The organism is Sinorhizobium sp. GQ132, from assembly GCF_059758575.1.
The window spans coordinates 215730-235369 of record NZ_JCAXDX010000006.1; the positions used below are offsets into that span (position 1 = coordinate 215730).

Here is a 19640-nt window from a genome sequence, read left to right on the forward strand (position 1 = left end):
TTTGCGAGTAAAATTACGGCAGCAATTCAAAGCGTTACAGAACCGTGCGATCGGAGGCGAACGGAGTTGCAACGTAAGCTGCACGCGAGTGGTGACGCTTTGCCAAACTTCATATGTGGAGGTTGTCATGCCCAACACTCTGATGGCAGGAAGAAGAAGCCAGGATTGGGCAAATCTGGTCTTGGCAGCGTGCCTGTTCCTCTCTCCCTGGGTCATCGGCTTTGCGGCTGAAGCCGCGCCGACGTGGAACGCCTGGATCGCCGGCATCGTGCTCGGCGCCCTTGCGATCGCAACCCTTTCGGCCTTCGCCGAATGGGAGGAATGGGCCAATATGGTAATCGGCCTGTGGTTGATCGTTTCTCCCTGGCTGCTCGGCTTCATGGGAAATGTGAACGCGATGTGGACCCACGTCATTCTCGGCGTGCTCGTCGCCGCAATCGCAGCCTGGGCGGTCTGGGACTATCGTCACCATTCACACGCCTAGATGACGATGACTCCAGGGTCGGATCGACCAGGGTCATGAACGTTTCAAGTGGATTTAAAGCGCGCCGCATCGGTTGAACGCGGCGCGCAGGGTCCAGCGGTCCTGCCGCTTATCACCCCACAGCGCGTTCCTGCACCACCGCGTCGATGTCCGGCACGCCGAGTTCGCGGCGTGAGCGCTCCGTCTCGATGGCGAGATCGAGCACTCTCTGCAGGTCCGCGGCATGGCGGAAACCCGGTTCGACGGTTCGGCCGGCCTTCACCGCCTCGACGAAGCGCTGGTAGTTGGTGGGCACGGTGCCGGCGTCGACGGTCCGCCAAACGGCCTTTTCGACATCGGGCCCCATGCAGCCGCGCAGGCTCGAACCATCAGGCGTATGGATTACTTCCAAGGCTCCCCTGTCGCCGTGCAGCCTGAGCCTCAACTCGTTGAGATGGCCCGTCGCCCAGCGGCTGGCATGAATCACAGCCATCGCGCCGTTTTCGAACTCCGCCGTCATGGCGAAGCTGTCATTGGCGTCGAGGTCGTACTCGCCGATACGGTTATCCGGCGCCTTGTCGAAGGCTTTCAGGCGCGCGAATACCCGCTCGACCGAGCTGTTGGCACCGTAGCCGGCGAAGTCGAGAATGTGGATGCCGACATCGCCAAGCACGCCATTCGATCCGTGTTTCGTCGACAGCCGCCATAGCCACTTCGACTCGCTTGCCCAATCGCCCCAGGCCCGAGACACGAGCCAGCTCTGGAGATAGGAAGCCTCCAGATGCCGCACCCGGCCGATTTCGCCGGCAACCACGAGTTCACGCGCCTTCTGCAGCGGAGCGACGTTGCGATAGGTCAGATTAACCATCGTGACGAGGCCGGCCCGCTCGGCTGCGGCCGCCATCTCGGCGGCCTTCTCATAGTTTTCTGCCAACGGTTTTTCGCACAGCACATGCTTGCCGGCGGCAATGAGCGCCAGGGTCGTCGGGTGATGCGCCTTGTCGGGCGTCACGTTGGTGGCCGCGTCGAACTCTCCCCAGGCGATCGCCTCGTCGAGAGAGGTGAAGGTGTTTTCGATGCCGTGCGTGACGGCAAAGGCCTTGGCACGGGACGGGTCCACGTCGACGGCGCCGACCATTTCGACGCCTTCGATCTCAGCAAAGGCTTTCGCATGGCTGTTGGCCATGCCGCCGGTTCCGAGAATTAGCAAACGCATGGGGGTCCCCTTCATCGATAGCCGGCTTCGCCGGCCCGGTGCAGTCTCGGGCCGCGCTCGACGATCGGCTCCAGAGCCTTCTCTACCGGGACGTTCGGCGCATCATGGATGGCCTTATAGGTGCCCTGCGGGTTATACGCCCATCTCACCGCGTTCCGCAGTACCTTGTGGACGGTCGCGTCGTGATAGGTCGGGTAAGTCTCGTGCCCGGGGCGGAAATAAAAGATATTGCCCGCGCCGCGCCGCCAGGTGAGGCCCGAACGGAAGACCTCGCCGCCGGCAAACCAGGAGATGAACACCGTTTCCAGCGGCTCCGGCACCGAGAATTGCTCGCCATACATCTCCTCGTTCTCGATGACGAAGTTCTCGCCGAGCCCTTCGGCGATCGGGTGGCGCGGATTGACGACCCAGACGCGTTCGCGCTCTCCAGCCTCGCGCCATTTGAGCGCGCAGGGCGTGCCCATCAGCCGCTTGAACACCTTGGAGAAGTGGCCGGAATGGAGAACGATCAGACCCATGCCTTCCCAAACGCGTTTGGCGACGCGCTCTACGATGGCGTCGTCGACGGCGCCATGATCCTTGTGGCCCCACCACAGGAGCACGTCGGCGGCGGCGAGCCGCGTCTCGCTGAGCCCGTGTTCCGGCTCCTGCAGCGTCGCCGTCGTCGCATCGATCCCCGGGTCAAAATTGAGTGCGGCTGCGATCGTGTTGTGCATGCCGTCCGGGTAAATCTCCCGAACCACCGCATTCGTCTGCTCGTGGATGTTTTCACCCCACACGATGGCATTGATAGACAAGGTCATTCTCCTCGTGATTTGGGGCACCCGCTGCGGGATGCCGACCGTCCGTGACTTGAAGTGTGGGCACGGAGCCGGGCCGGGAAAACCACACAGGTCCCCGCCCTTTTCTGCCCTAACGTTTGAGGCTTTGGAATGATCCGAAATCCTTCGGATCAGCCTTGGTTTCGAGACTTTCCGAGCGAAATCGGGTGGCTGCGTTCTAGGCCGCACCCCGCATTTCCGTCCGTCCGAGGGCACGGCCGCCCGCATCGAAGCGGTGAACCTGACCGGCGGCCGGCGAGATCCTGATCGTCTGCCCGGGCTGATGCTTGGCGATGCCGCTTTCGCGGACGATCACCGGCTCGCCGGTCCCGATGTCGAGATAAATATAGCTGTCGGAACCGAGCATCTCCGAATGGATGACGGTCCCACTCCACTCACCTCCCTGTTCCTCGATCTCCAGGTGTTCCGCGCGGATGCCTATCGTGTCCGCCTTGTATGGCTCTGCGAAGGCGCCGGAAAGAAAATTCATCTTCGGCGAACCGATGAAGCCGGCGACGAACACCGAATTCGGCGTCTCGTAAAGCTCCAGCGGCGTGCCGATCTGTTCGACGAGACCGTCCCTCAGGACACACATCCTGTCGGCGAGCGTCATCGCCTCGACCTGATCATGTGTCACATAGATCATCGTCGTCTTGTGCATGCTGCGGTGAAGCTTGGCGATTTCGAGCCGGGTGGCCACACGCAACGCCGCGTCGAGGTTCGAAAGCGGCTCGTCGAACAGAAAGACCTTGGGATCGCGAACGATCGCACGGCCGATCGCGACGCGCTGGCGCTGCCCGCCCGAAAGCTGGCGTGGCAGGCGTTCGAGATAGGGCGTGAGCTGCAGCATTTCCGCCGCCGCCTCGACCCGCTTGCGGCACTGCTGCTTGTCCTTGCCTGCAAGCTGCATGCCGAAAGCCATGTTTTCGTAGACCGTCATATGCGGATAGAGCGCATAGGACTGAAAGACCATGGCGATGCCGCGGCGCGAAGGCGTCAGCCGATTGACGACCTGGCCGTCGAAGGCAAGGGTTCCGGAGGTGATTTCCTCAAGCCCGGCGATCAGTCTCAGGAGGGTCGACTTACCGCATCCGGAAGGACCGACGAAGACCATGAACTCGCCCGACCTGATTTCCATGCTGACGCCCTTGATCACATCGAAGGCGCCGAAGGATTTGCGGATATCGCGCAATTGAAGCTCTGCCATCTTGTTCTCCTATCCTTTGACGCCACCGGCCGTCAGGCCGGAAATGATCCGCCGCTGGAAGATCAGCACGAGGACCACGAGAGGCACGGTGACGATCACGGATGCCGCCATGATGTTGCCCCAGGGAATCTCGAACTGGCTGCCGCCCGAAAGCAGGGCGATCGCGACCGGCACGGTACGCTGCGTGTTCGACGACGTGAATGTCAGCGCGAAGAGGAACTCGTTCCATGCCGCAATGAAGGCCAGCAGCCCGGTCGTCACCAGCGCCGGCCACATCAGGGGCATGAAGACGCGGGTGATCACCACCCAGGGCGAAGCGCCGTCGACGATCGCCGCCTCTTCGATCTCGATCGGCAGGTCTCGCATGAAGGTGGTCAGCACCCAGACCGTAAACGGCAGCGTGAAGATCATGTAGGAAAAGATGAGCGCGAGCGGCGTGTTGAAGATCCCGACGAAGCGGATGAGCTCGAAGAGACCTGCAAGAACGGCGATCTGCGGGAACATCGAGACCGACAGGATCGTCAGGAGAAGCAGACCGCGGCCGCGGAAGCGTACCCGGGCAAGCGCATAGGCTGCGGTCACGGCAAGAAGCAGCGATATGGCAACCACCAGCGTGGCGACGAGGAGCGAGTTGCCGAGATTGCGCACGAAGGTTCCGTGCGAAAGAATATCGGCGTAATTGGCGAGCGAAATATCCGTCGGCCAGTAATCGATGCGAAACAGCGCCGTGCCGGACTTCAGGCTCGTCAGGATCGCGTAATAGAAGGGAAAGACTGCGACGAGGATGATGACGGCAACCAGCGCGTAGAACGCGGCCCGCTTTGCGATCGCGACGGCCATCAGCGTTCCCCTCCGCTCAAATTCAGGCGGCCGAGCCACATGTAGAGGATCGTGATCGTCGCGATGATCAGGAACAGCATGGTCGAGGCGGCCGCGCCATAGGCGAACTTGTCGAAATCGAAAAGGTTTTCGCGCGCCATGACCGACATGGTCTTGGTCTGCGCGTTGTTGGGCGTCAGCACATAGATGAGGTCGAAAATGCGCAGCGCGTCGAGCATGCGGAAGATGACCGCGACCATCAGCGCCGGCCGGATCAACGGCAGGGTGACCCGCCAGAAGATACGTACCGGATGGACTCCGTCGATTCTGGCCGCCTCATAAATATCGCCCGGCACCATTTGCAGGCCGGCGAGGATCAGGAGCGCCATGAAAGGCGTCGTCTTCCACACGTCCACGATCAGTACGGCGATCATGGCTGTGTCGGGGCTGGCGGTCCAGGCGATCTTCTCGCCGATCAAACCGAGGCCGAGCAGCATGTCGTTGAGGATGCCGAACTGGTCGTTGAGCATCCAGGCCCACATTTTTGCGGAGACGATAGTCGGGATCGCCCAGGGGATCAGGATCGCGGCACGGACAAGCCCGCGACCGGGAAACTGCGCGTTGAGCACCAAAGCGACGACAAGGCCCAGCGCCGTTTCGATACTGACCGAAAGAAACGTGAATTTGAGCGTGTTCCAGACCGCATTCCACCAGGCGGGGTCCGCAAGCAGGCCCCTGTAAATCGTCCGCCCGCTCTTCAGGGTGACCCATGAGAGATAATTGGCGAAGCCGACGAATTCGGCGCCCGACAGATTGGTAAGCGACGCGTTGGTGAAACTGAAATAGATGGTTCTGATGAGCGGCCAGCCGGCGACGAGCGCCAGGACGAGGAAGGTTGGCGCGAGAAAGAGCCAGGCCGAACGGACCCGTTGCGCCTGCAGGTCCGAGCCTATCCTGCCGCCATGCGCAAGCGCAGCCGGCCGATCCGCGAGGGAAAGATCAGTCATGAGGTAAGCCTACCGGTTGGCGCGGGTCCCGCCCCGTGCCGTTTGATCTTGGCCCGGACGGCATAGCTGCCGTCCAGGCCTCGCGATTTTACCAGGCGTCGCCCTTGAGTTCCGTCAGTTCGACTTCGAGAAGCTCGAGATTCTCCGCCGCCGTTCCGTTACCCGAAAGCGTGTTGTGCACGGCGCTCCAGAATTTGGATGACACTTCGTTGTACTTCACCTTTGCCACGGCCGAGGGGCGCGGCACGGCGCTCTGGAAGATCGGCTTCCAATGCGGCATGAACGGCTGGGCGGACGCGACTTCCGGATCGTCGTAAAGCGCCGCGATCGTGGGCAGGTTCGAAAGCTCGATGGCACGCACCTTCTGGGTTTCGGCCGAGCCCAGGAACTTGACGAAGGCGATCGCCGCCTCCTGCTCGTCGGAGTATTTCGAGACCGCGAGGTTCCATCCGCCGAGTGTCGAGGACGGCTGATCGCCGTCGGTGGCGGCCGGAAGCGGGGCCACCTCGAATTTGCCTTTTACGGCGCTGTCGTCACCGTTGCCAAGCGCATAGGCATAGGGCCAGTTACGCATGAAGACTGCGTTGCCGGTCTGCCAGACGCCGCGTGATTCCTCTTCCTGATAGGCAAGCACGCCCTTGGGCGCGATCGTGCCGATCCATTCCTTGACTTTCTCGACGGCCGCCGCCGCCTTTTCGTTGTTGACGGAGATCGTGCCGTCGGGCTCGACGATCTGACCGCCGCCGGACGACTTGATCCACTCGAGCGCATTGCAGGTGAGCCCCTCATAGGCATTGCCCTGAAAGACGAAGCCCCAGATATCGGCACTGCCGGCGGCACGCTCCTTGTCCTGAATCTCCTTCGCCGTCGCTGCCAGTTCGTCCCAGGTCTTGGGTGGCGTCTTGCCGTATTTGTCGAGCAGGTCCTTGCGGTAATAAAGCGCCGGCGCGTCGGTATAGAAGGGCAGAGCGACGAGCTTGCCGTTGACCGTCTGCGACTGGATGATCGAGGGGAAGTGCTCGCCGATCACATCCTTCGTCGCCTCCGTCAGGTCGACGAACTGCTCGGCGAGCTGCGGAGCCCAGATGACGTCCGTCTGGTAGACGTCGACATCCTTGTTGCCGGCCGCAAGCCAGAGTCGATACTGGCTGAATTGCTCGCTGCTCGAAGCCGGCATGGTCACCAGGTTGACCTTGTGACCGGTTTCCTTCTCGAACTTGGCGATCTGGTCCCGCAGAAAGCTCAGATTCTTGCCGGTCGAATTGGCCGCCATAGACAGTTCGGCGGCCGCAGCCAGGTCGATTGCGCCCACGATCGCTGCGCAGGAAATCAGCGTCCTTACAAATGGCTTCACGTTCATTGGTCCCTCCAAAACTCCCCCCGGTTCCGCAGGCTCCTCAGCAATTCGAAAACGGTTTGGGTGCGCAGAAGCTGTCAGAAGGGAAATCGGCTGTCAAGCCGAGGTCGAAACGGAAGTAAATGCCATGGTTATTTTGAATTTTTTGGCTTATAATCAGAATGTTAATCGAAAACACATCGGGGCATCGCCACGATCCGGCTCGGCGTTCAACCCGTTTACACGAATACTTCATCCACAGGAATTTAAAACGATTTGGATCGTGCCCGACAGCCTTCTCGATCAAGCCCGGGCAGTGTTCGCGACGCAAAGGCACCGATTGTGACTGCCGGCAAACCGGGTATAGTCCGGCGCGAATGTCTGCAGGGCCGCGCATCGAAGCGATGCGCAAAAACGAGCGAACGCAGCTTCTCGATTTGCGGCGTGACTTGCTTCGGAAGCGATCCCCGGACAATACGCAGAAGGGGCGCAGGGAAGAACAGTGAAGCTTAAGGAATTCGCCCAACAGTTGGGGCTCTCTCCCACGACGGTAAGCCGTGCTCTGAGCGGCTATCCGGAAGTCAGCGAGAAGACCCGCAAGCGCGTTGCCGAGGAGGCCGTGCGCCTCGGTTACCGGCCGAACATCAACGCCGTGCGCCTCGTCACGGGCCGCGCAGGCGCGATCGGCGTCGTTATGGGCCGCAACGAATTCCAGTTTTCCGAATTCATGAGCGGCATGGCCGAACGCCTGGACAGCGAGGATATAGACATTCTCGTGAGCCCGGTTGCCGACCATGATATGAAAGCCGAGCTCCAGCTCTATAGCCGGCTGGCGACGAGCGGACGGGTCGACGCCGTGATCATCCATTCACCGAGGCCGAACGACGAGCGCATTCTGCTGCTCCACAAGCTCGGTATTCCCTTTCTGGTCCATGGCCGCTCCGAGACCGACGTGCCGCACGCCTGGCTCGATATCGACAACGAAGGCGCGATCCGCCGCGCCACCTCGCACCTCCTGGACCTCGGCCATAGACGGATCGCACTCATCAACGGCCGCGACGGTCTCACGTTCACGCACCACCGCGACAAGGGCTATCGCGAGGCGCTTGAACAGCGCGGGCTGCCCTTCGATCCACGCCTCGTCACGCATGGCCAGTTCACCGACGAGATCGGTTTTCGCTCGGCCCGTTCCTTCCTCGAGCAGTCCCCCCGCCCGACGGCCTTCGTCGCCGGCTCGATGATGACGGCGCTCGGCGTCTATCGCGCCGTGCGTTCGGTCGGCCTTGTGGTCGGGCAGCACATCTCCGTCATCGCCCATGACGATGTCTTCCCCTATCTCACGGCCGACAACATGGTCCCGTCCCTTTCGACGAGCCGGTCGTCCCTGCGCGCCGCCGGCGCGCGCTCGGCAGACCTCACCCTGCAGCTGCTCACCGGCCGGCCCGCCACGGAGATTCATGAGCTCTGGCCGGTCGAGCTGATCCTGCGCGAGTCGACCGGTCGGGCGCCGGAGGCTTGACCATCCTTCTCTGGCGGGGGCTCTACTCGCGTCCCTTCAACCGGAACAGCAGGTCCTCATGCACGGCCTTGAGGTGGAAGATCAGGAAGCCGGCCGCCTCCTCGAAAGCGCCCGCACGGCAGAGGCGGATCAGCTCGGCATGCTCTTCCATCGCTCGGGTCATCGCTGCGACGCTTGAGAGCTGGACGCGCGTGTAGCGGTCGCTCGTCTGCAGCAGGGACGCGACGATCTGCTGTGTCCGGGGCATCTCGGCGCGCCGGTAGAGGGCCAGGTGCAGTTCGGCATTGAGCTGGCCATAGGAGTCGATTTCTCCTGCGGCCGTCGCCCTGAGGAATCGGCTTTGAACCTCCTCCACCCGTGCGAAATCGTCGCCATCGAGAAGCGGCGCCGATTTGCGGAAGAGCCGCGGTTCCAGAAGCGCCCGCAGCTCGAAGACGTCGTTGATCTCGGCGAGCGACAGTTCGGAGACGATCGCCCCCTTCTGCGGCACGATCCTGACCAGCCCTTCGGCTTCGAGCTGGAACAGGACCTCGCGCACCGGAATGCGGCTGACGCCGTAGGTTTCGGCCAACGCATCCTGGCGCAGCTGACTGCCGGCCGGATAGCGCCCGGAGAGAATCGCCTGCCGGATTTCCTCGATTAATGCCCCGGAGAGGGTGCGATGTTTGAGATGTGACACCATGGACGCTCGCTACAGGATTACCGCCAAAAATGATATTGACTCGAAGAATGTATAAAATCTACTTTATACGGAAACTAGGGAACAGTCATGAACCAGTCAGTCGCGCCGCCGCTTTATGCGCGCGCCATCGTCTCTCTCTCCGAAGCCATGCTCGCCCTCGAAAAGCGCGCTGTTGCCGGATTGATGTGCGTGCTTCTCGCGCTCATCCTTCTGAACGTCGTCACCCGCTACAGCGGACATCCGCTCTATTGGGTCGATGAATCGGCCGTATACGCCATGGTCTGGCTCGCCTTCCTCGGAGGCTCGGCGCTGACCCGTCTTCGACTCGATTTCGCCGTGACGCTGCTGACGGATTACCTGCCGCCCGCGGCGGCGCGCCGGATGCGCGCGGCCTCGACACTGCTCGTCCTCCTGTTCGCCCTTGCGCTTGCGGCATTCTGCTGGATGTGGATGGACCCCGTCGGCATCATCCGCGCCGGCTTCGACGCTAAGGCCTTCGCGGCCGAGAGCTTCAACTTTCTCTATACCGAGCGCAGCCAGACGCTGAATTGGCCGATCTGGGCGATCAGCCTCGTCATTCCGCTCTTCGCCGTCACCATGACCGTCCATTGCGCCGCCAATCTCGTCGAAGACCTGGGTCTGTCGCCCCAGCGTGAGCGGCGCGAACTTTCCAGCGCCGAGGGAGTGAACTGATGGTCACCACCGCCGCCTTCCTCCTCTTCATGCTCGTCGGCGTTCCGATCGGCGTCTGTCTCTGCCTCGGCAGCATCGTCTATATCTTCGCCTCCGGAAATCCCCTGCTCTTCCAGAGCTTTCCGACGCAGCTCTTCGGCGGCGTCGACAATTACGGGCTGATCTCCATTCCGCTCTTCGTGCTGATCGGCGAGATCATGAACGGCGGCGGCATCACCCGGCGCATCATCGACATGACGATGGCTTTCGTCGGCGCGATGCGCGGTGGGCTTGCCTATGTCAACCTGCTCGCCAACATGTTCGTCGCCTCGATACTCGGATCGGCCACGGCGCAGGTTGCCGTCATGGCGCAGATGATGGTGCCGGAGATGGAGAAGAAGGGCTATGACAAGACCTTCGCCGCCGGGCTCACCGCCTATTCGGGCATGCTCGGTCCCATCATCCCCCCGTCGATCATGTTCGTCGTCTACAGCGTGCTCGCGCAGGTTCCGGTAAGCGATATGCTGGCCGCAGGAATTGTGCCCGGAATTCTGCTGACCGTAGCCTTCTGCCTCGTCATCGCAGCGATGGGTTTCGTCTACAACTATCCGCGCGGCGAGCGCATGAAGCTCAAGGAGCGCATCCGTATCGTCCTGGATGCGCTGCCTACGCTTCTCATCCCCTTCGTTATCGTCGGCTCGATCCTCTCCGGCCTCGCCAACGCGACGGAGGCCGCAGCCGTCGGCGCCGTTGCAGCGGTGCTCGTCGGCCGCTTCTGGATCGGCGAGCTCAAATTCTCCGAGCTTCCTCGAATGATGCTGCGCGCCGGGATCTATTCGGCCGTGGTCCTCTTCCTCGTCGCGGCCGCCGCGGTCTTCTCCTGGGTACTTGTCTACGGCATGGTGCCGCAGCAGGTCGCCGGCTGGGTCCAGACGGTCGCCTCGGATCCGGTCACCTTCATGTTGCTCGTCAACGTCATCCTGCTCGTCATCGGCACGGTGATCGACGGCGCCCCCGGGCTCATCATGACCGTGCCCATCCTCCTGCCGATCGCGACCGAGGTCTACGGCATCGACCCGATCCATTTCGGCGTCGTCGTGGTCCTCAACCTCGTGCTCGGCTTCCTCTCGCCGCCCGTCGGGCTCTGCTTCTTCGTTGCGGCCGCGGTGACCGGCGCAAAGCCCGGCAAGATGTTCCTGGTGACGCTGCCCTTCTTCTTCGTCTCCTGTCTCATGCTCGTGCTCCTGTCGCTCATTCCCTCGCTCTCGACCTTCTTCGCCCGATAACCACAACGAACCAGCCAGAGGATCTTCCATGACATTTTCCCGCAGAACCTTCCTTGGCGGCGTTGCCGCCGGCGCAGCCCTCTCGCTCGCCACGCCGTCGCTCGTGCGCGCGCAGGAAACGCGCACCTTGCGCCTCGGCATCGTCACGCCGCCGGGACATCCCTGGAACAACGCCGCACTCAAGGTGGGCGAAGCCCTCAAGGCAGAGACGAACGGTCGCCTGTCGATCTCGGTCTTTCCGGCCGGCCAGCTCGGCAACGAGGCCGCGATGCTGCAGCAGATGCAGAGCGGCGCGCTCGATCTCGGCTGGATCATGACCGCCGAACTCGGCTCGCGCATTCCCGCCGTTGCCGCGATCAACGCGCCCTGGGTCGTCGATTCGACTGCCAAGGTCGCCAAGCTCGTGCGCGAGCCGGTCGCCATGAAGCTCCTCGACGTTCTTCCGGCCGAGACCGGAACAGTCGGCCTTGCCTGGGGCATCACCACCATGCGCGTCGTCTTCTCGGCCAAGGAGATCGCCGGGCTCGACGACATCAACGGCATGAAGCTGCGCATCAATACGACGCCCGCCTATCGCGATTTCTACCAGCTCCTCGGCGCAGCGCCGACGCCGATTCCGACGCCGGCGGTTTTCGACGCCATGTCGAACGGCCAGGTGGACGGTCTGGAGGCGGACCTCGACTTCTCCTGGAACCAGCGCTTCGACAAGGTGTCCAAGACCATGCTGAAGATGAACGCGATCTTCATGCCCTGCGTGGCGCTGGCCTCCGGTCGCGTCTGGCAGACCCTTCCCGAGGCCGACCGGGAGATCATCGCCCGCCTCACCAAGGCAGCGCTCGACGAGCAGATCGACGCTACCGTCGCCAACGAGCCGGCCCTCCTCGAAAAATTCGCCGGCGCAGGCATTCCGATCAAGGATGTCACCGTCGCCGATGCCGGACGGATCATCGCCGAATACGACAAGATCTGGCTGCCGAAGGCACCGGTTCTCGCCGAACTTCGGAAAGTCGGCGCAACGCTCTGAGGCTCTCGGATGGGGAAGGCGGCCCGCGCCGCCTTCCCCATCCGGTTCGCAAAAACCGCGTACCCTTTTCCCCATCCCGCTACCCCGCGTGCACGCAAATCGCCTCAATCTGCTTGCGCCCTGGCCCGCCGCAGGCCAAGAGAGCCTGAGGAGATCCTGGGTGGTCCACAGATGGAAAGAAAAGAAATCGCAATTATCGGCGGCGGTCCCGCCGGTCTGATGGCCGCGGAAGTCTTGTCCCGCTCGGGCCATGCGGTGACCGTCTACGAGGCTATGCCGACCGCGGCGCGCAAATTCCTGCTCGCGGGAAAATCCGGCCTGAACATAACCCATTCCGAAGCGTACCGGGACTTCGCAGCGCGCTTCGGCGATGCTTCGGCAAGCCTGCGGCCGGCCCTTGATGCCTTTACCCCGCAGGACGTACGCGCCTGGGCAGCCGGACTTGACGCGGAGACCTTCGTCGGCTCTTCCGGCCGCGTGTTTCCGAAGGCTATGAAGGCCTCGCCGCTGTTGCGCAGCTGGCTCCGCCGGCTGGAGGCCCAGGGCGTCCGGCTTCTCACCCGCCATCGCTGGTCGGGTTTCACAGAGAAGGGCTACATATTCGATACGCCGGAAGGGACGACGGTCGTTCGTTGCGACGCGGCTCTCCTGGCGCTTGGCGGCGCAAGCTGGCCACGGCTCGGCTCCGACGCCGCCTGGGTGCCGTTGCTGCGGGCGAGAGGCGTGCCGATCAGCGATTTCCGCCCTGCCAATTGCGGTTTCGATGTCGCCTGGACGCAGGTTTTCCGCGAGCGTTTTGCCGGCCAACCACTGAAAGGCGTTACCGCAACATCCGATGGGGGGACGATCCCGGGCGAATTCGTGGTGAGCCGCCACGGCATCGAAGGCAGCCTCGTCTACGCCCATGCGGCAAGCCTGCGCGACCGGCTGGACCGGGACGGCAAGGCGGCGCTCCTCCTTGACCTCACACCCGGCCGCACGGCCGAGAGGCTGGCGCGGGATCTCGCGCGACAAGACCGCAAGGCGAGCTTCTCCAACCGCCTGCGCAAGGGCGCGGGGCTCGACGTTGTCAAAGCGTCATTGCTGCGCGAACTCTCGACGGAGGCGGCACGAGCCGCGCCGGAGCAACTCGCTGCCGTGATCAAGGCCTTGCCCGTTCCGGTGCTCGCAACACGGCCGATCGCCGAAGCGATCTCATCGGCCGGCGGGATCCGCCTGAACGCCATCGATGACCGCTACATGCTGAAGGCGCTCCCCGGCCTCTTCGCCGCCGGAGAAATGCTCGACTGGGAGGCGCCGACCGGCGGCTATCTCCTCACCGCGTGCCTTGCCATGGGCCGTGCTGCGGCCCGCGGCGTCGAAGCATGGCTCGCCGATGGCCCTCAGTAACACTGCGGATCGCAGCACGTCTTCACATCCGTCAGCGCTCAGCTTTTCGGTCTGATGGAGAACATGGCACCGGCGGCGACAATGAAGAGCCCGATGATTGCAAGTTGAAACGTGCTCGGGATGCCGACGAGGATCAGCACATTGTTGACGAGCGTGATCAGCAGTACCCCGAGCAGTGTTCCGAGCACGGTACCCGAGCCTCCGGTGATGCGCGCGCCACCAAGGACGACCGCGGCAATGACGTCCAGCTCCGACCCCGCCAGATCGAAAGGGTTGGCGAGACGATTGCTCGACACGTGCATGATACCCGCGATCCCGGCGAGCAGACCGGCATAGGCAAAGACGAACACGTGGACAGTGCGCAGGTTGTATCCGAGACGGGAAGCGATGCTGGCGTTTCCGCCCACCGCATAGATAGCCCGGCCGATAAGGGTCCGCTTGAGGATATACCAGGTGGCGAGCGCAGCGACGACCAGGACGAGGAAATAGGTGGGCAAGGTCGAGACTGCGCCATTCGCCCCCTCGTGCCGTAGAAGCGCGAGCTTTCCGAAAGCGTCCATGGATTCGGGGATGTTCATGAACAGGGCCGTTCCGATGAAGGTCAGCAGAAACCCACGGATCGCGTATTGCGTGCCGATCGTCACGATCAGTGAGGGCGCCTTCAATGCATGGACCAGCAAGCCGTTGCAAATGCCGAGGATCGCGCCGCCGGCGGCTGCGATGCCAAGGATCGGCCAGATGGACAGATCCGGCGCATAATTCGTGACCAGCATGGTGATGACGTACATCACCAGCGCAGCAATGGCCGTGAACGAGACATCGAGCCCGCCGGATGCCAGCACGACGAGAACGCCAAGCGCGAAGAGGCCGCGCACGACGGTGGAGCGTGCCATGTCGAACAGGTTGGAAACCTGCCAGAAGTCCGGATTGATCGTGCCCACGACGATGCAGACGATCACGACGAGGAGGAAGGTAACGGCCGGAGGGTGGCGGATAAACCAGCGCATGGTCCGGACTGCGGCGGGCACTCCCTCGGTCCCGCTGACGGGGGTCGCTGCGACATCGGCCATGTTATTGAACTCCCTGGCCGTCTTCGGCCATCATCGACTTGTAGATTGCGTCTTCCTCAAGCCCTTCGGCCGGAAAGATATCGGCGACCCGGCCTTTGCGCATCACCATCACGCGGTCGCAGTTCTGCAGAAGCTCGGGCAGATCATCGCTGATGATGACGACGCTCATGCCGTCTCCTGCAAGGCGCTGAATGATGCGGAATATCGTGTCCTTCGATCCGACGTCGACGCCGACGGTCGGTCCGTGCAGGATGAGCAGGCTCGGCTCGATCGTCAGCCAGCGGCCGATCAGAACCCTCTGCTGGTTGCCGCCTGAAAGGGACATGACAGGGTTGTCGATATCCGGAGTCGCCACCTGCAGATCGTCGACCGTTTTCTGTGCCAAAGCCTTCGCCCGGCGGCTGTCGAGCAGGCCGAAAGCCCCCCGCAGTCGGTCGAGGACCGCCATGACGATATTCTCGCGGATGGATTTCCCAAGGAAAAGCCCTTCAGACAGGCGGTCCTCCGGAACATAGCCGATGCCGGCCTCGATCGCAGAGGCGGGCGACGACAGATCGGCCCGTCTGCCTGCGAGCTGTACCGAGCCCCGCCGCGCCGGTTCCACGCCGGCCAGCGAAAGCGCAAGCTCGTTTCGCCCGGAATCGAGAAGTCCCGTAATCCCGAATATCTCGCCCTTGGAAACCGTGAAGCTGACATCGTCGAAGCCGGCGCCCCCGAGCCGCTCCACCGAGAGCAGCGTCTCGTCACCGTGCGAATCGACGCGATAACGCGTGTCGTCGAGCTTCTTGCCCGTCATCCAGAAGCCCAGTTCGGTCTTCGACTGATTGGCGACGTCGCATTCGGCAACCTTCAGGCCGTCCCGCATGATGATCGCCTGCCCGCCGATCGCCTTGCATTCGTCGAGCTTGTGCGTGACGAAAAGGACAGACACGCCCTTGGCGTGCAGGCCGCGCACGACGCGAATGAGGTTGTCCACTTCGCGCCGCGTCAATGCGGTCGTCGGCTCATCCATGATGACCAGGCCGGCATCGGAAGCGATCGCGCGGGCAATGGCAATGAGCTGGCGCGTTGCGATGGGGAGTTCTTCGACGGGTGTCGCCAGAAAGGCGGGCTCCGTCGGCAGACCGACGTCCTTCAATGCACGGACGGCCGTCTCCCGCAGACCCTTGAGGTCGAGACGCCGCGCGAGGCTGCCGTTGGAGGCAACCAGCTGCTGCGTCAGCGCGACATTCTCCTCGACGCTCAGATTGGGTAGAAGCGACAGGTCCTGATAAACCGTCTCGATGCCGGCTGCCAGGGCGCCGATCGGCGTCAGCCCCCCGACCTTTTTACCGTTGATCGCAAGCTCACCGCCATCTGCCGGCTGGGCGCCGGAGATAATCTTGATGAGCGTGCTCTTGCCGCATCCGTTCTCGCCCATGAGATGGTAGGTACGGCCGCGCTCGATCGTGAAGCTCACCCCCTTCAGGGCGCGAACGCCGCCAAAGCGCTTCTCCAGGTCGCGAACTTCCAGGAAAGGCGTCGTATCGCTCCGCGCCTCTGCGGAGGACATCTTCTTCTCGGCAATGATAGTCGACTGCATTGGCATGGTCCGGAGTTGCGGTCAGTTCGCCGGCAGGGTCATCCCTGCCGGCGGATGCGGCTGCAGCCGCGTATCCCTGCGATGCGCGATCAGAACGGATACTGGCTGTAGTTGGACTTATCGACGTCGACCCAGGCTTCGCCGACAACGATGATGCCGTCGCCAGGGCCCTTCTTCACCGACACCTTGTTGTAACCCGGCACCCCGAGATCCATGCCGTCCGTGATTTCCTTGCCCTCGATCACGAGCTGGGCGACCTTGTTCATGACGTAGCCGGCATCCTTCGGGTCCCAGAAGGAGATGCTCTGAACGGCACCCGATTCGAGATACTTGGCCGTGTCCTTCGGCAGACCGAGGCCGACGACGCAAACCTTGCCGACGAGGCCGGCTTCTTCGACCGCGCGGCCGATCCCGATCACATCAATGGCCGAACCACCCTGGAAGCCCTTGATGTCAGGATACTTGCGCAGGATCTCGCGCGCCTTCTCGTAAGCCTTGTTGGCGTCGTTGAAGGATTCGTTCTTCTCCGAAACGAGTTCCATTTCCGGATATTTCTTGGCGTTCTCCGCGCCGCCGTCGGCCCACTGCACGTGCGTGAGGCTGCCGAGCGAGCCGACGAACGACGTCCACTTGCCGGACTTGCCCATGCATTCGGCGAGCTTCTCGTTGAAGCGCGCGCCGAAGACCTTGTTGTCGAAGGCCTCGATATCGACCTGCGTGTTCTTCAGGCTGTCGGCTTCGTGCGTGATGATCTTGATGCCGCGGTTCATCGCCCGCTTGAAGACGCCCTCGAGAGCGGAAGGGTCCATCGGCACGACGGCGATTGCGTTGACGTTCTTCGCGACGAGGTCTTCGATGAGGCGAAGCTGCTGGGCCGCGTCGGCTTTGGCCGGCCCGATCTGACTCGTAGACACAGCTGGATTGTCCTTGCCATAGGCAACGACACCTTCCTCCATGCGCGTGAACCAATTCTCACCGGTCACCTTGACGACGGTAACGACGGAGGGGGCGTCCTGCGCGACCGCAAGCTGGGCAGCGCAAAGCGCACCCAAAGCGACCGTGCAGGCGGCAATCTTCTTGTAGACAGACATGAGTGTCTCCTCATCACTTGTTGTTTGCCCGACCAGAAATCGACGGCGGGGGGCATTGCGCCGTTTGGGGACCTCGGGATCAGCGTCGCGGCGAAAGATATGCGCGGAGATCGACGCGCGACGTTGCCAGGAACACGATCAGAAGCAGACCCCAGGCGCAGTCGCGGAAGAAATTCGAGATATCGAGGAAATTGAACAGGCTGGACAGCATCTGAAGCGCCGTCGCGGAGAGGACGACGCAGACCGTGCGTCCATATCCGCCGTCAGGCCGTACACCCGCCATCACGACGATCAGAATGGCGATGAGGACGTAGGAGCTGCCATAGTCCCACTTCACGCTTGAGGTGCGGGCGGCGATGATGATCCCAGCGACGGAAGCAAGCACTCCGCAGACGGTATAGGTCAGAAGAAGCATCCGGCGCTGCGGAATGCCGGCGTAACGGGCGGCCTTGGCATTGCTGCCCATCAGGTAGAGCTTGAAACCGAAAGGCGTGAAGCGGAGCACGACACCGATCAGGACCGCGATGGCGACGAAGAGCGTGAAGCACATCGGCACACCGAGTACCGGGGTGTTGCCGAAATTGTCGAGGGGCTCGATATAGCCGAGGGTGATCGCCGAGCCGTTGGTGAAAGCAACGGCGAGACCTGTGAAAAATAGCTGCGTGCCAAGCGTGGCGATGATCGGCGTGAGCCCTGCGAAGGCGATCAAGGCACCGTTCAGCAAGCCGCCGGCGAGACCGATGATCAGCGCCACCACCGCGAACAGCCACGAAAAAGCGAGTGGCGCTTCATCGGCCGAAACCCAATCGCGCACCAGCAGGTAGGAGCCTACCCCGGCAAGATTGGCGAGCGCGATGCCGGACAGATCGATGCCGCCGCCTCCGGCGATCATGGCGAGCATTACGCCGAGAGCCAGCAGCGCAAGCTCCGGTACCTGAGCGGACATCGACTGGAAATTGTAGAGGCTGAGAAAGGTGTCTCCTGCGAACACCGCAGCGAGCGCGACCACGAGAGCGTTGGTCGCCACAAGAAAGTTGAATTGCCGGTCGGCAAACATGCTTTTCATTCAGCCTCTCCCACACCGCATTTCAGGGGCGCTTCACACCCCGACGACCTCCTGCCGCTCCAGTCGATCGCCGGGGGCGACCGCAGTGGACTGACGAGCAAGTCCTTGAGAAGCCATGGAAATCTCGGAGTTAACCCCTTCCATCCCTCTCAAATTTTCGGCAATCTAACGTGAATGTTGACATTTGTCGAGCCATGTTTGAATTATGTAGGAAATTCGCAGTACGGCATGATCCGGCTGGTCACCAGGGAGGAGCTCTCGATCAAGATTTTCCAGCGGGCCTGGCACGCGAACCGCGCCGGCAGACCTCGGTCTGCTCCGGCAGACGATGTTAGATTCAACGTAGTGTTGCGCTGAGCCGTGTCGCCAGCGACGGACAAAAGAGGACTGCCATGCAGCGTTTCATCAACAATCCGGACGAAGTCGTCGAGGATACCGTGAAGGGTTTCGTCAAGGCGCATGCCGACATCGTTCGCCTCGGAGAAAATCCGCGGGTCATCGTCGCCAGGGGCGCGCCGGTTGCCGGCAAGGTGGGTGTCGTGACCGGCGGCGGCTCCGGCCATGAGCCTGCCTTCATCGGCTACACCGGCCGCAACATGCTGGACGCGGTTGCAGTCGGCGAACTCTTTTCCTCACCGACGGCCAAGAGCTTTCACGACGCGATGCGCGAAGCGAACGGCGGCAAGGGCGTCGTCTGCCTCTACGGCAATTATGCCGGCGACAACATGAACGTGAAGATGGCGGTGAAGCTCGCGGCCAAGGCAGGGATCGAAGCCGCGACGGTCGTCGCCAATGACGACGTCTGCTCCGCGCCGCCCGAAGAGCGGGAGAAGCGGCGCGGCGTCGCCGGAGAAATCTTCATGTGGAAGATCGGCGGGGCCAAGGCGGCCGCCGGGGCGAGCCTCGAAGAGGTCCGTGCGGCTTCCCAGAAGGCGATCGACAATTGCCGCTCGATTGGGGTCGGGCTCGGCCCCTGCACCTTGCCCGCGGTCGGGCATCCGAACTTCCGGATCGAGCCCGGCACGATGGAAGTCGGCATCGGCCATCACGGTGAGCCCGGCGTGCGCGTCGAAGCGCTGAAGACCGCCGAAGAGGTCGCGGTCGACATGTGCAAGATCGTGCTGGACGATCACGACCTGCCGGAGGGCACGGAAGTGGCTGTGCTCGTCTCCGGCCTCGGCGCGACACCGCTCAACGAACTCTACATCCTGAACGACACGATCGAGCGCGAGATCACAGCACGGGGCCTCAGGATCTACCGCACCTTCGTCGGCAACTACTTCACCTCGCTCGAAATGGTCGGAGCGACGCTGACGGTCATGGCGCTCGACGACGAACTCAAGGCGCTCCTCGATGTCGAGGTCCGCTGCACCGCCGTTCTCTGAGGAAA

General features: G+C 62.6%; 18 protein-coding genes. 7 read left to right on the top strand and 11 right to left on the bottom strand.

Annotated elements, in window-relative coordinates; translation table 11 throughout:
* Positions 1-127: 127 nt before the first annotated feature.
* Positions 128-484, top strand: a complete 357-nt coding sequence (locus tag AC6CIG_RS17565; RefSeq protein ID WP_018097934.1) for an SPW repeat protein — start codon at positions 128-130, stop codon at positions 482-484.
* 112 nt (positions 485-596) lie between these two features.
* Here the strand turns inward: AC6CIG_RS17565 and AC6CIG_RS17570 are convergent, their stop codons facing one another.
* The 6 genes from AC6CIG_RS17570 to AC6CIG_RS17595 form a co-directional block, all read right to left on the bottom strand.
* Positions 597-1679 (bottom strand): Gfo/Idh/MocA family protein, encoded by a 1083-nt coding sequence (locus AC6CIG_RS17570; RefSeq protein ID WP_014530777.1) that lies wholly within the window; start codon positions 1677-1679, stop codon positions 597-599.
* An 11-nt stretch (positions 1680-1690) separates the two neighbouring features.
* On the bottom strand, positions 1691-2476 hold the full coding sequence (locus AC6CIG_RS17575) for a ThuA domain-containing protein (RefSeq protein WP_411933042.1): 786 nt from the start codon (positions 2474-2476) through the stop codon (positions 1691-1693).
* A 202-nt stretch (positions 2477-2678) separates the two neighbouring features.
* Complete coding sequence (locus tag AC6CIG_RS17580) at positions 2679-3707, bottom strand: ABC transporter ATP-binding protein (RefSeq protein WP_498323166.1); 1029 nt, start codon at positions 3705-3707, stop codon at positions 2679-2681.
* A gap of 9 nt (positions 3708-3716) precedes the next feature.
* Entirely contained in the window at positions 3717-4547 is an 831-nt protein-coding gene (locus AC6CIG_RS17585; protein ID WP_018097937.1) for a carbohydrate ABC transporter permease, read from the bottom strand.
* A complete protein-coding gene (locus tag AC6CIG_RS17590; protein ID WP_018097938.1) occupies positions 4547-5533 on the bottom strand; it encodes a carbohydrate ABC transporter permease in 987 nt (328 codons plus the stop codon). The genes AC6CIG_RS17585 and AC6CIG_RS17590 overlap by 1 nt, the downstream gene beginning before the upstream one ends.
* 88 nt (positions 5534-5621) lie before the next feature.
* Positions 5622-6893, bottom strand: a complete 1272-nt coding sequence (locus AC6CIG_RS17595; RefSeq protein WP_102764092.1) for an ABC transporter substrate-binding protein — start codon at positions 6891-6893, stop codon at positions 5622-5624.
* Between the two features lie 478 nt (positions 6894-7371).
* On the opposite strand from AC6CIG_RS17595, the gene AC6CIG_RS17600 reads away from it, so the two are divergent.
* Complete coding sequence (locus AC6CIG_RS17600) at positions 7372-8388, top strand: substrate-binding domain-containing protein (protein ID WP_018097941.1); 1017 nt, start codon at positions 7372-7374, stop codon at positions 8386-8388.
* A gap of 22 nt (positions 8389-8410) precedes the next feature.
* Here the strand turns inward: AC6CIG_RS17600 and AC6CIG_RS17605 are convergent, their stop codons facing one another.
* Positions 8411-9070 (bottom strand): GntR family transcriptional regulator, encoded by a 660-nt coding sequence (locus AC6CIG_RS17605; RefSeq protein WP_018097942.1) that lies wholly within the window; start codon positions 9068-9070, stop codon positions 8411-8413.
* An 87-nt stretch (positions 9071-9157) separates the two neighbouring features.
* Between AC6CIG_RS17605 and AC6CIG_RS17610 the strand changes: the two genes are divergently transcribed.
* From AC6CIG_RS17610 to AC6CIG_RS17625, 4 genes are all read left to right on the top strand, one after another.
* Complete coding sequence (locus AC6CIG_RS17610; RefSeq protein ID WP_018097943.1) at positions 9158-9763, top strand: TRAP transporter small permease; 606 nt, start codon at positions 9158-9160, stop codon at positions 9761-9763.
* Complete coding sequence (locus AC6CIG_RS17615) at positions 9763-11028, top strand: TRAP transporter large permease (protein WP_018097944.1); 1266 nt, start codon at positions 9763-9765, stop codon at positions 11026-11028. Before AC6CIG_RS17610 ends, AC6CIG_RS17615 begins: the two co-directional genes overlap by 1 nt.
* Positions 11029-11056: 28 nt before the next feature.
* Positions 11057-12052 carry a TRAP transporter substrate-binding protein gene (locus AC6CIG_RS17620; protein WP_017271755.1) on the top strand — a complete coding sequence of 332 codons (996 nt, stop codon included), beginning with the start codon at positions 11057-11059 and terminating at the stop codon, positions 12050-12052.
* A 171-nt stretch (positions 12053-12223) separates the two neighbouring features.
* On the top strand, positions 12224-13441 hold the full coding sequence (locus AC6CIG_RS17625) for a TIGR03862 family flavoprotein (RefSeq protein WP_498323168.1): 1218 nt from the start codon (positions 12224-12226) through the stop codon (positions 13439-13441).
* Between the two features lie 38 nt (positions 13442-13479).
* On the opposite strand, the gene AC6CIG_RS17630 is transcribed toward AC6CIG_RS17625, so the two are convergent.
* The 4 genes from AC6CIG_RS17630 to AC6CIG_RS17645 all read right to left on the bottom strand — a co-directional run bounded on the left by AC6CIG_RS17630 (position 13480) and on the right by AC6CIG_RS17645 (position 18250).
* Complete coding sequence (locus AC6CIG_RS17630; protein ID WP_411926335.1) at positions 13480-14511, bottom strand: ABC transporter permease; 1032 nt, start codon at positions 14509-14511, stop codon at positions 13480-13482.
* A 1-nt stretch (position 14512) separates the two neighbouring features.
* Positions 14513-16093, bottom strand: a complete 1581-nt coding sequence (locus tag AC6CIG_RS17635) for a sugar ABC transporter ATP-binding protein (RefSeq protein WP_498323170.1) — start codon at positions 16091-16093, stop codon at positions 14513-14515.
* Positions 16094-16182: 89 nt separating this feature from the next.
* Positions 16183-17184 (bottom strand): autoinducer 2 ABC transporter substrate-binding protein, encoded by a 1002-nt coding sequence (locus AC6CIG_RS17640; RefSeq protein WP_013850057.1) that lies wholly within the window; start codon positions 17182-17184, stop codon positions 16183-16185.
* 79 nt (positions 17185-17263) lie between these two features.
* A complete protein-coding gene (locus AC6CIG_RS17645) occupies positions 17264-18250 on the bottom strand; it encodes an ABC transporter permease (RefSeq protein WP_018097949.1) in 987 nt (328 codons plus the stop codon).
* Between the two features lie 392 nt (positions 18251-18642).
* Here AC6CIG_RS17645 and AC6CIG_RS17650 point away from each other — a divergent pair, with 392 nt between their 5' ends.
* Complete coding sequence (locus AC6CIG_RS17650) at positions 18643-19635, top strand: dihydroxyacetone kinase subunit DhaK (RefSeq protein ID WP_018097950.1); 993 nt, start codon at positions 18643-18645, stop codon at positions 19633-19635.
* Positions 19636-19640 lie beyond the last annotated feature (5 nt).

Bases quoted from the DNA above. Each gene is read 5' to 3' on its own strand.
- AC6CIG_RS17605 (WP_018097942.1), bottom strand. From the start codon at position 9,070: ATGGTGTCACATCTCAAACATCGCACCCTCTCCGGGGCATTAATCGAG.
- AC6CIG_RS17625 (WP_498323168.1), top strand. From the start codon at position 12,224: ATGGAAAGAAAAGAAATCGCAATTATCGGCGGCGGTCCCGCCGGTCTG.
- AC6CIG_RS17595 (WP_102764092.1), bottom strand. From the start codon at position 6,893: ATGAACGTGAAGCCATTTGTAAGGACGCTGATTTCCTGCGCAGCGATC.
- AC6CIG_RS17635 (WP_498323170.1), bottom strand. From the start codon at position 16,093: ATGCAGTCGACTATCATTGCCGAGAAGAAGATGTCCTCCGCAGAGGCG.
- AC6CIG_RS17630 (WP_411926335.1), bottom strand. From the start codon at position 14,511: ATGGCCGATGTCGCAGCGACCCCCGTCAGCGGGACCGAGGGAGTGCCC.
- AC6CIG_RS17640 (WP_013850057.1), bottom strand. From the start codon at position 17,184: ATGTCTGTCTACAAGAAGATTGCCGCCTGCACGGTCGCTTTGGGTGCG.
- AC6CIG_RS17570 (WP_014530777.1), bottom strand. From the start codon at position 1,679: ATGCGTTTGCTAATTCTCGGAACCGGCGGCATGGCCAACAGCCATGCG.
- AC6CIG_RS17650 (WP_018097950.1), top strand. From the start codon at position 18,643: ATGCAGCGTTTCATCAACAATCCGGACGAAGTCGTCGAGGATACCGTG.
- AC6CIG_RS17615 (WP_018097944.1), top strand. From the start codon at position 9,763: ATGGTCACCACCGCCGCCTTCCTCCTCTTCATGCTCGTCGGCGTTCCG.
- AC6CIG_RS17565 (WP_018097934.1), top strand. From the start codon at position 128: ATGCCCAACACTCTGATGGCAGGAAGAAGAAGCCAGGATTGGGCAAAT.
- AC6CIG_RS17620 (WP_017271755.1), top strand. From the start codon at position 11,057: ATGACATTTTCCCGCAGAACCTTCCTTGGCGGCGTTGCCGCCGGCGCA.
- AC6CIG_RS17585 (WP_018097937.1), bottom strand. From the start codon at position 4,547: ATGGCCGTCGCGATCGCAAAGCGGGCCGCGTTCTACGCGCTGGTTGCC.
- AC6CIG_RS17590 (WP_018097938.1), bottom strand. From the start codon at position 5,533: ATGACTGATCTTTCCCTCGCGGATCGGCCGGCTGCGCTTGCGCATGGC.
- AC6CIG_RS17610 (WP_018097943.1), top strand. From the start codon at position 9,158: ATGAACCAGTCAGTCGCGCCGCCGCTTTATGCGCGCGCCATCGTCTCT.
- AC6CIG_RS17580 (WP_498323166.1), bottom strand. From the start codon at position 3,707: ATGGCAGAGCTTCAATTGCGCGATATCCGCAAATCCTTCGGCGCCTTC.
- AC6CIG_RS17645 (WP_018097949.1), bottom strand. From the start codon at position 18,250: ATGAAAAGCATGTTTGCCGACCGGCAATTCAACTTTCTTGTGGCGACC.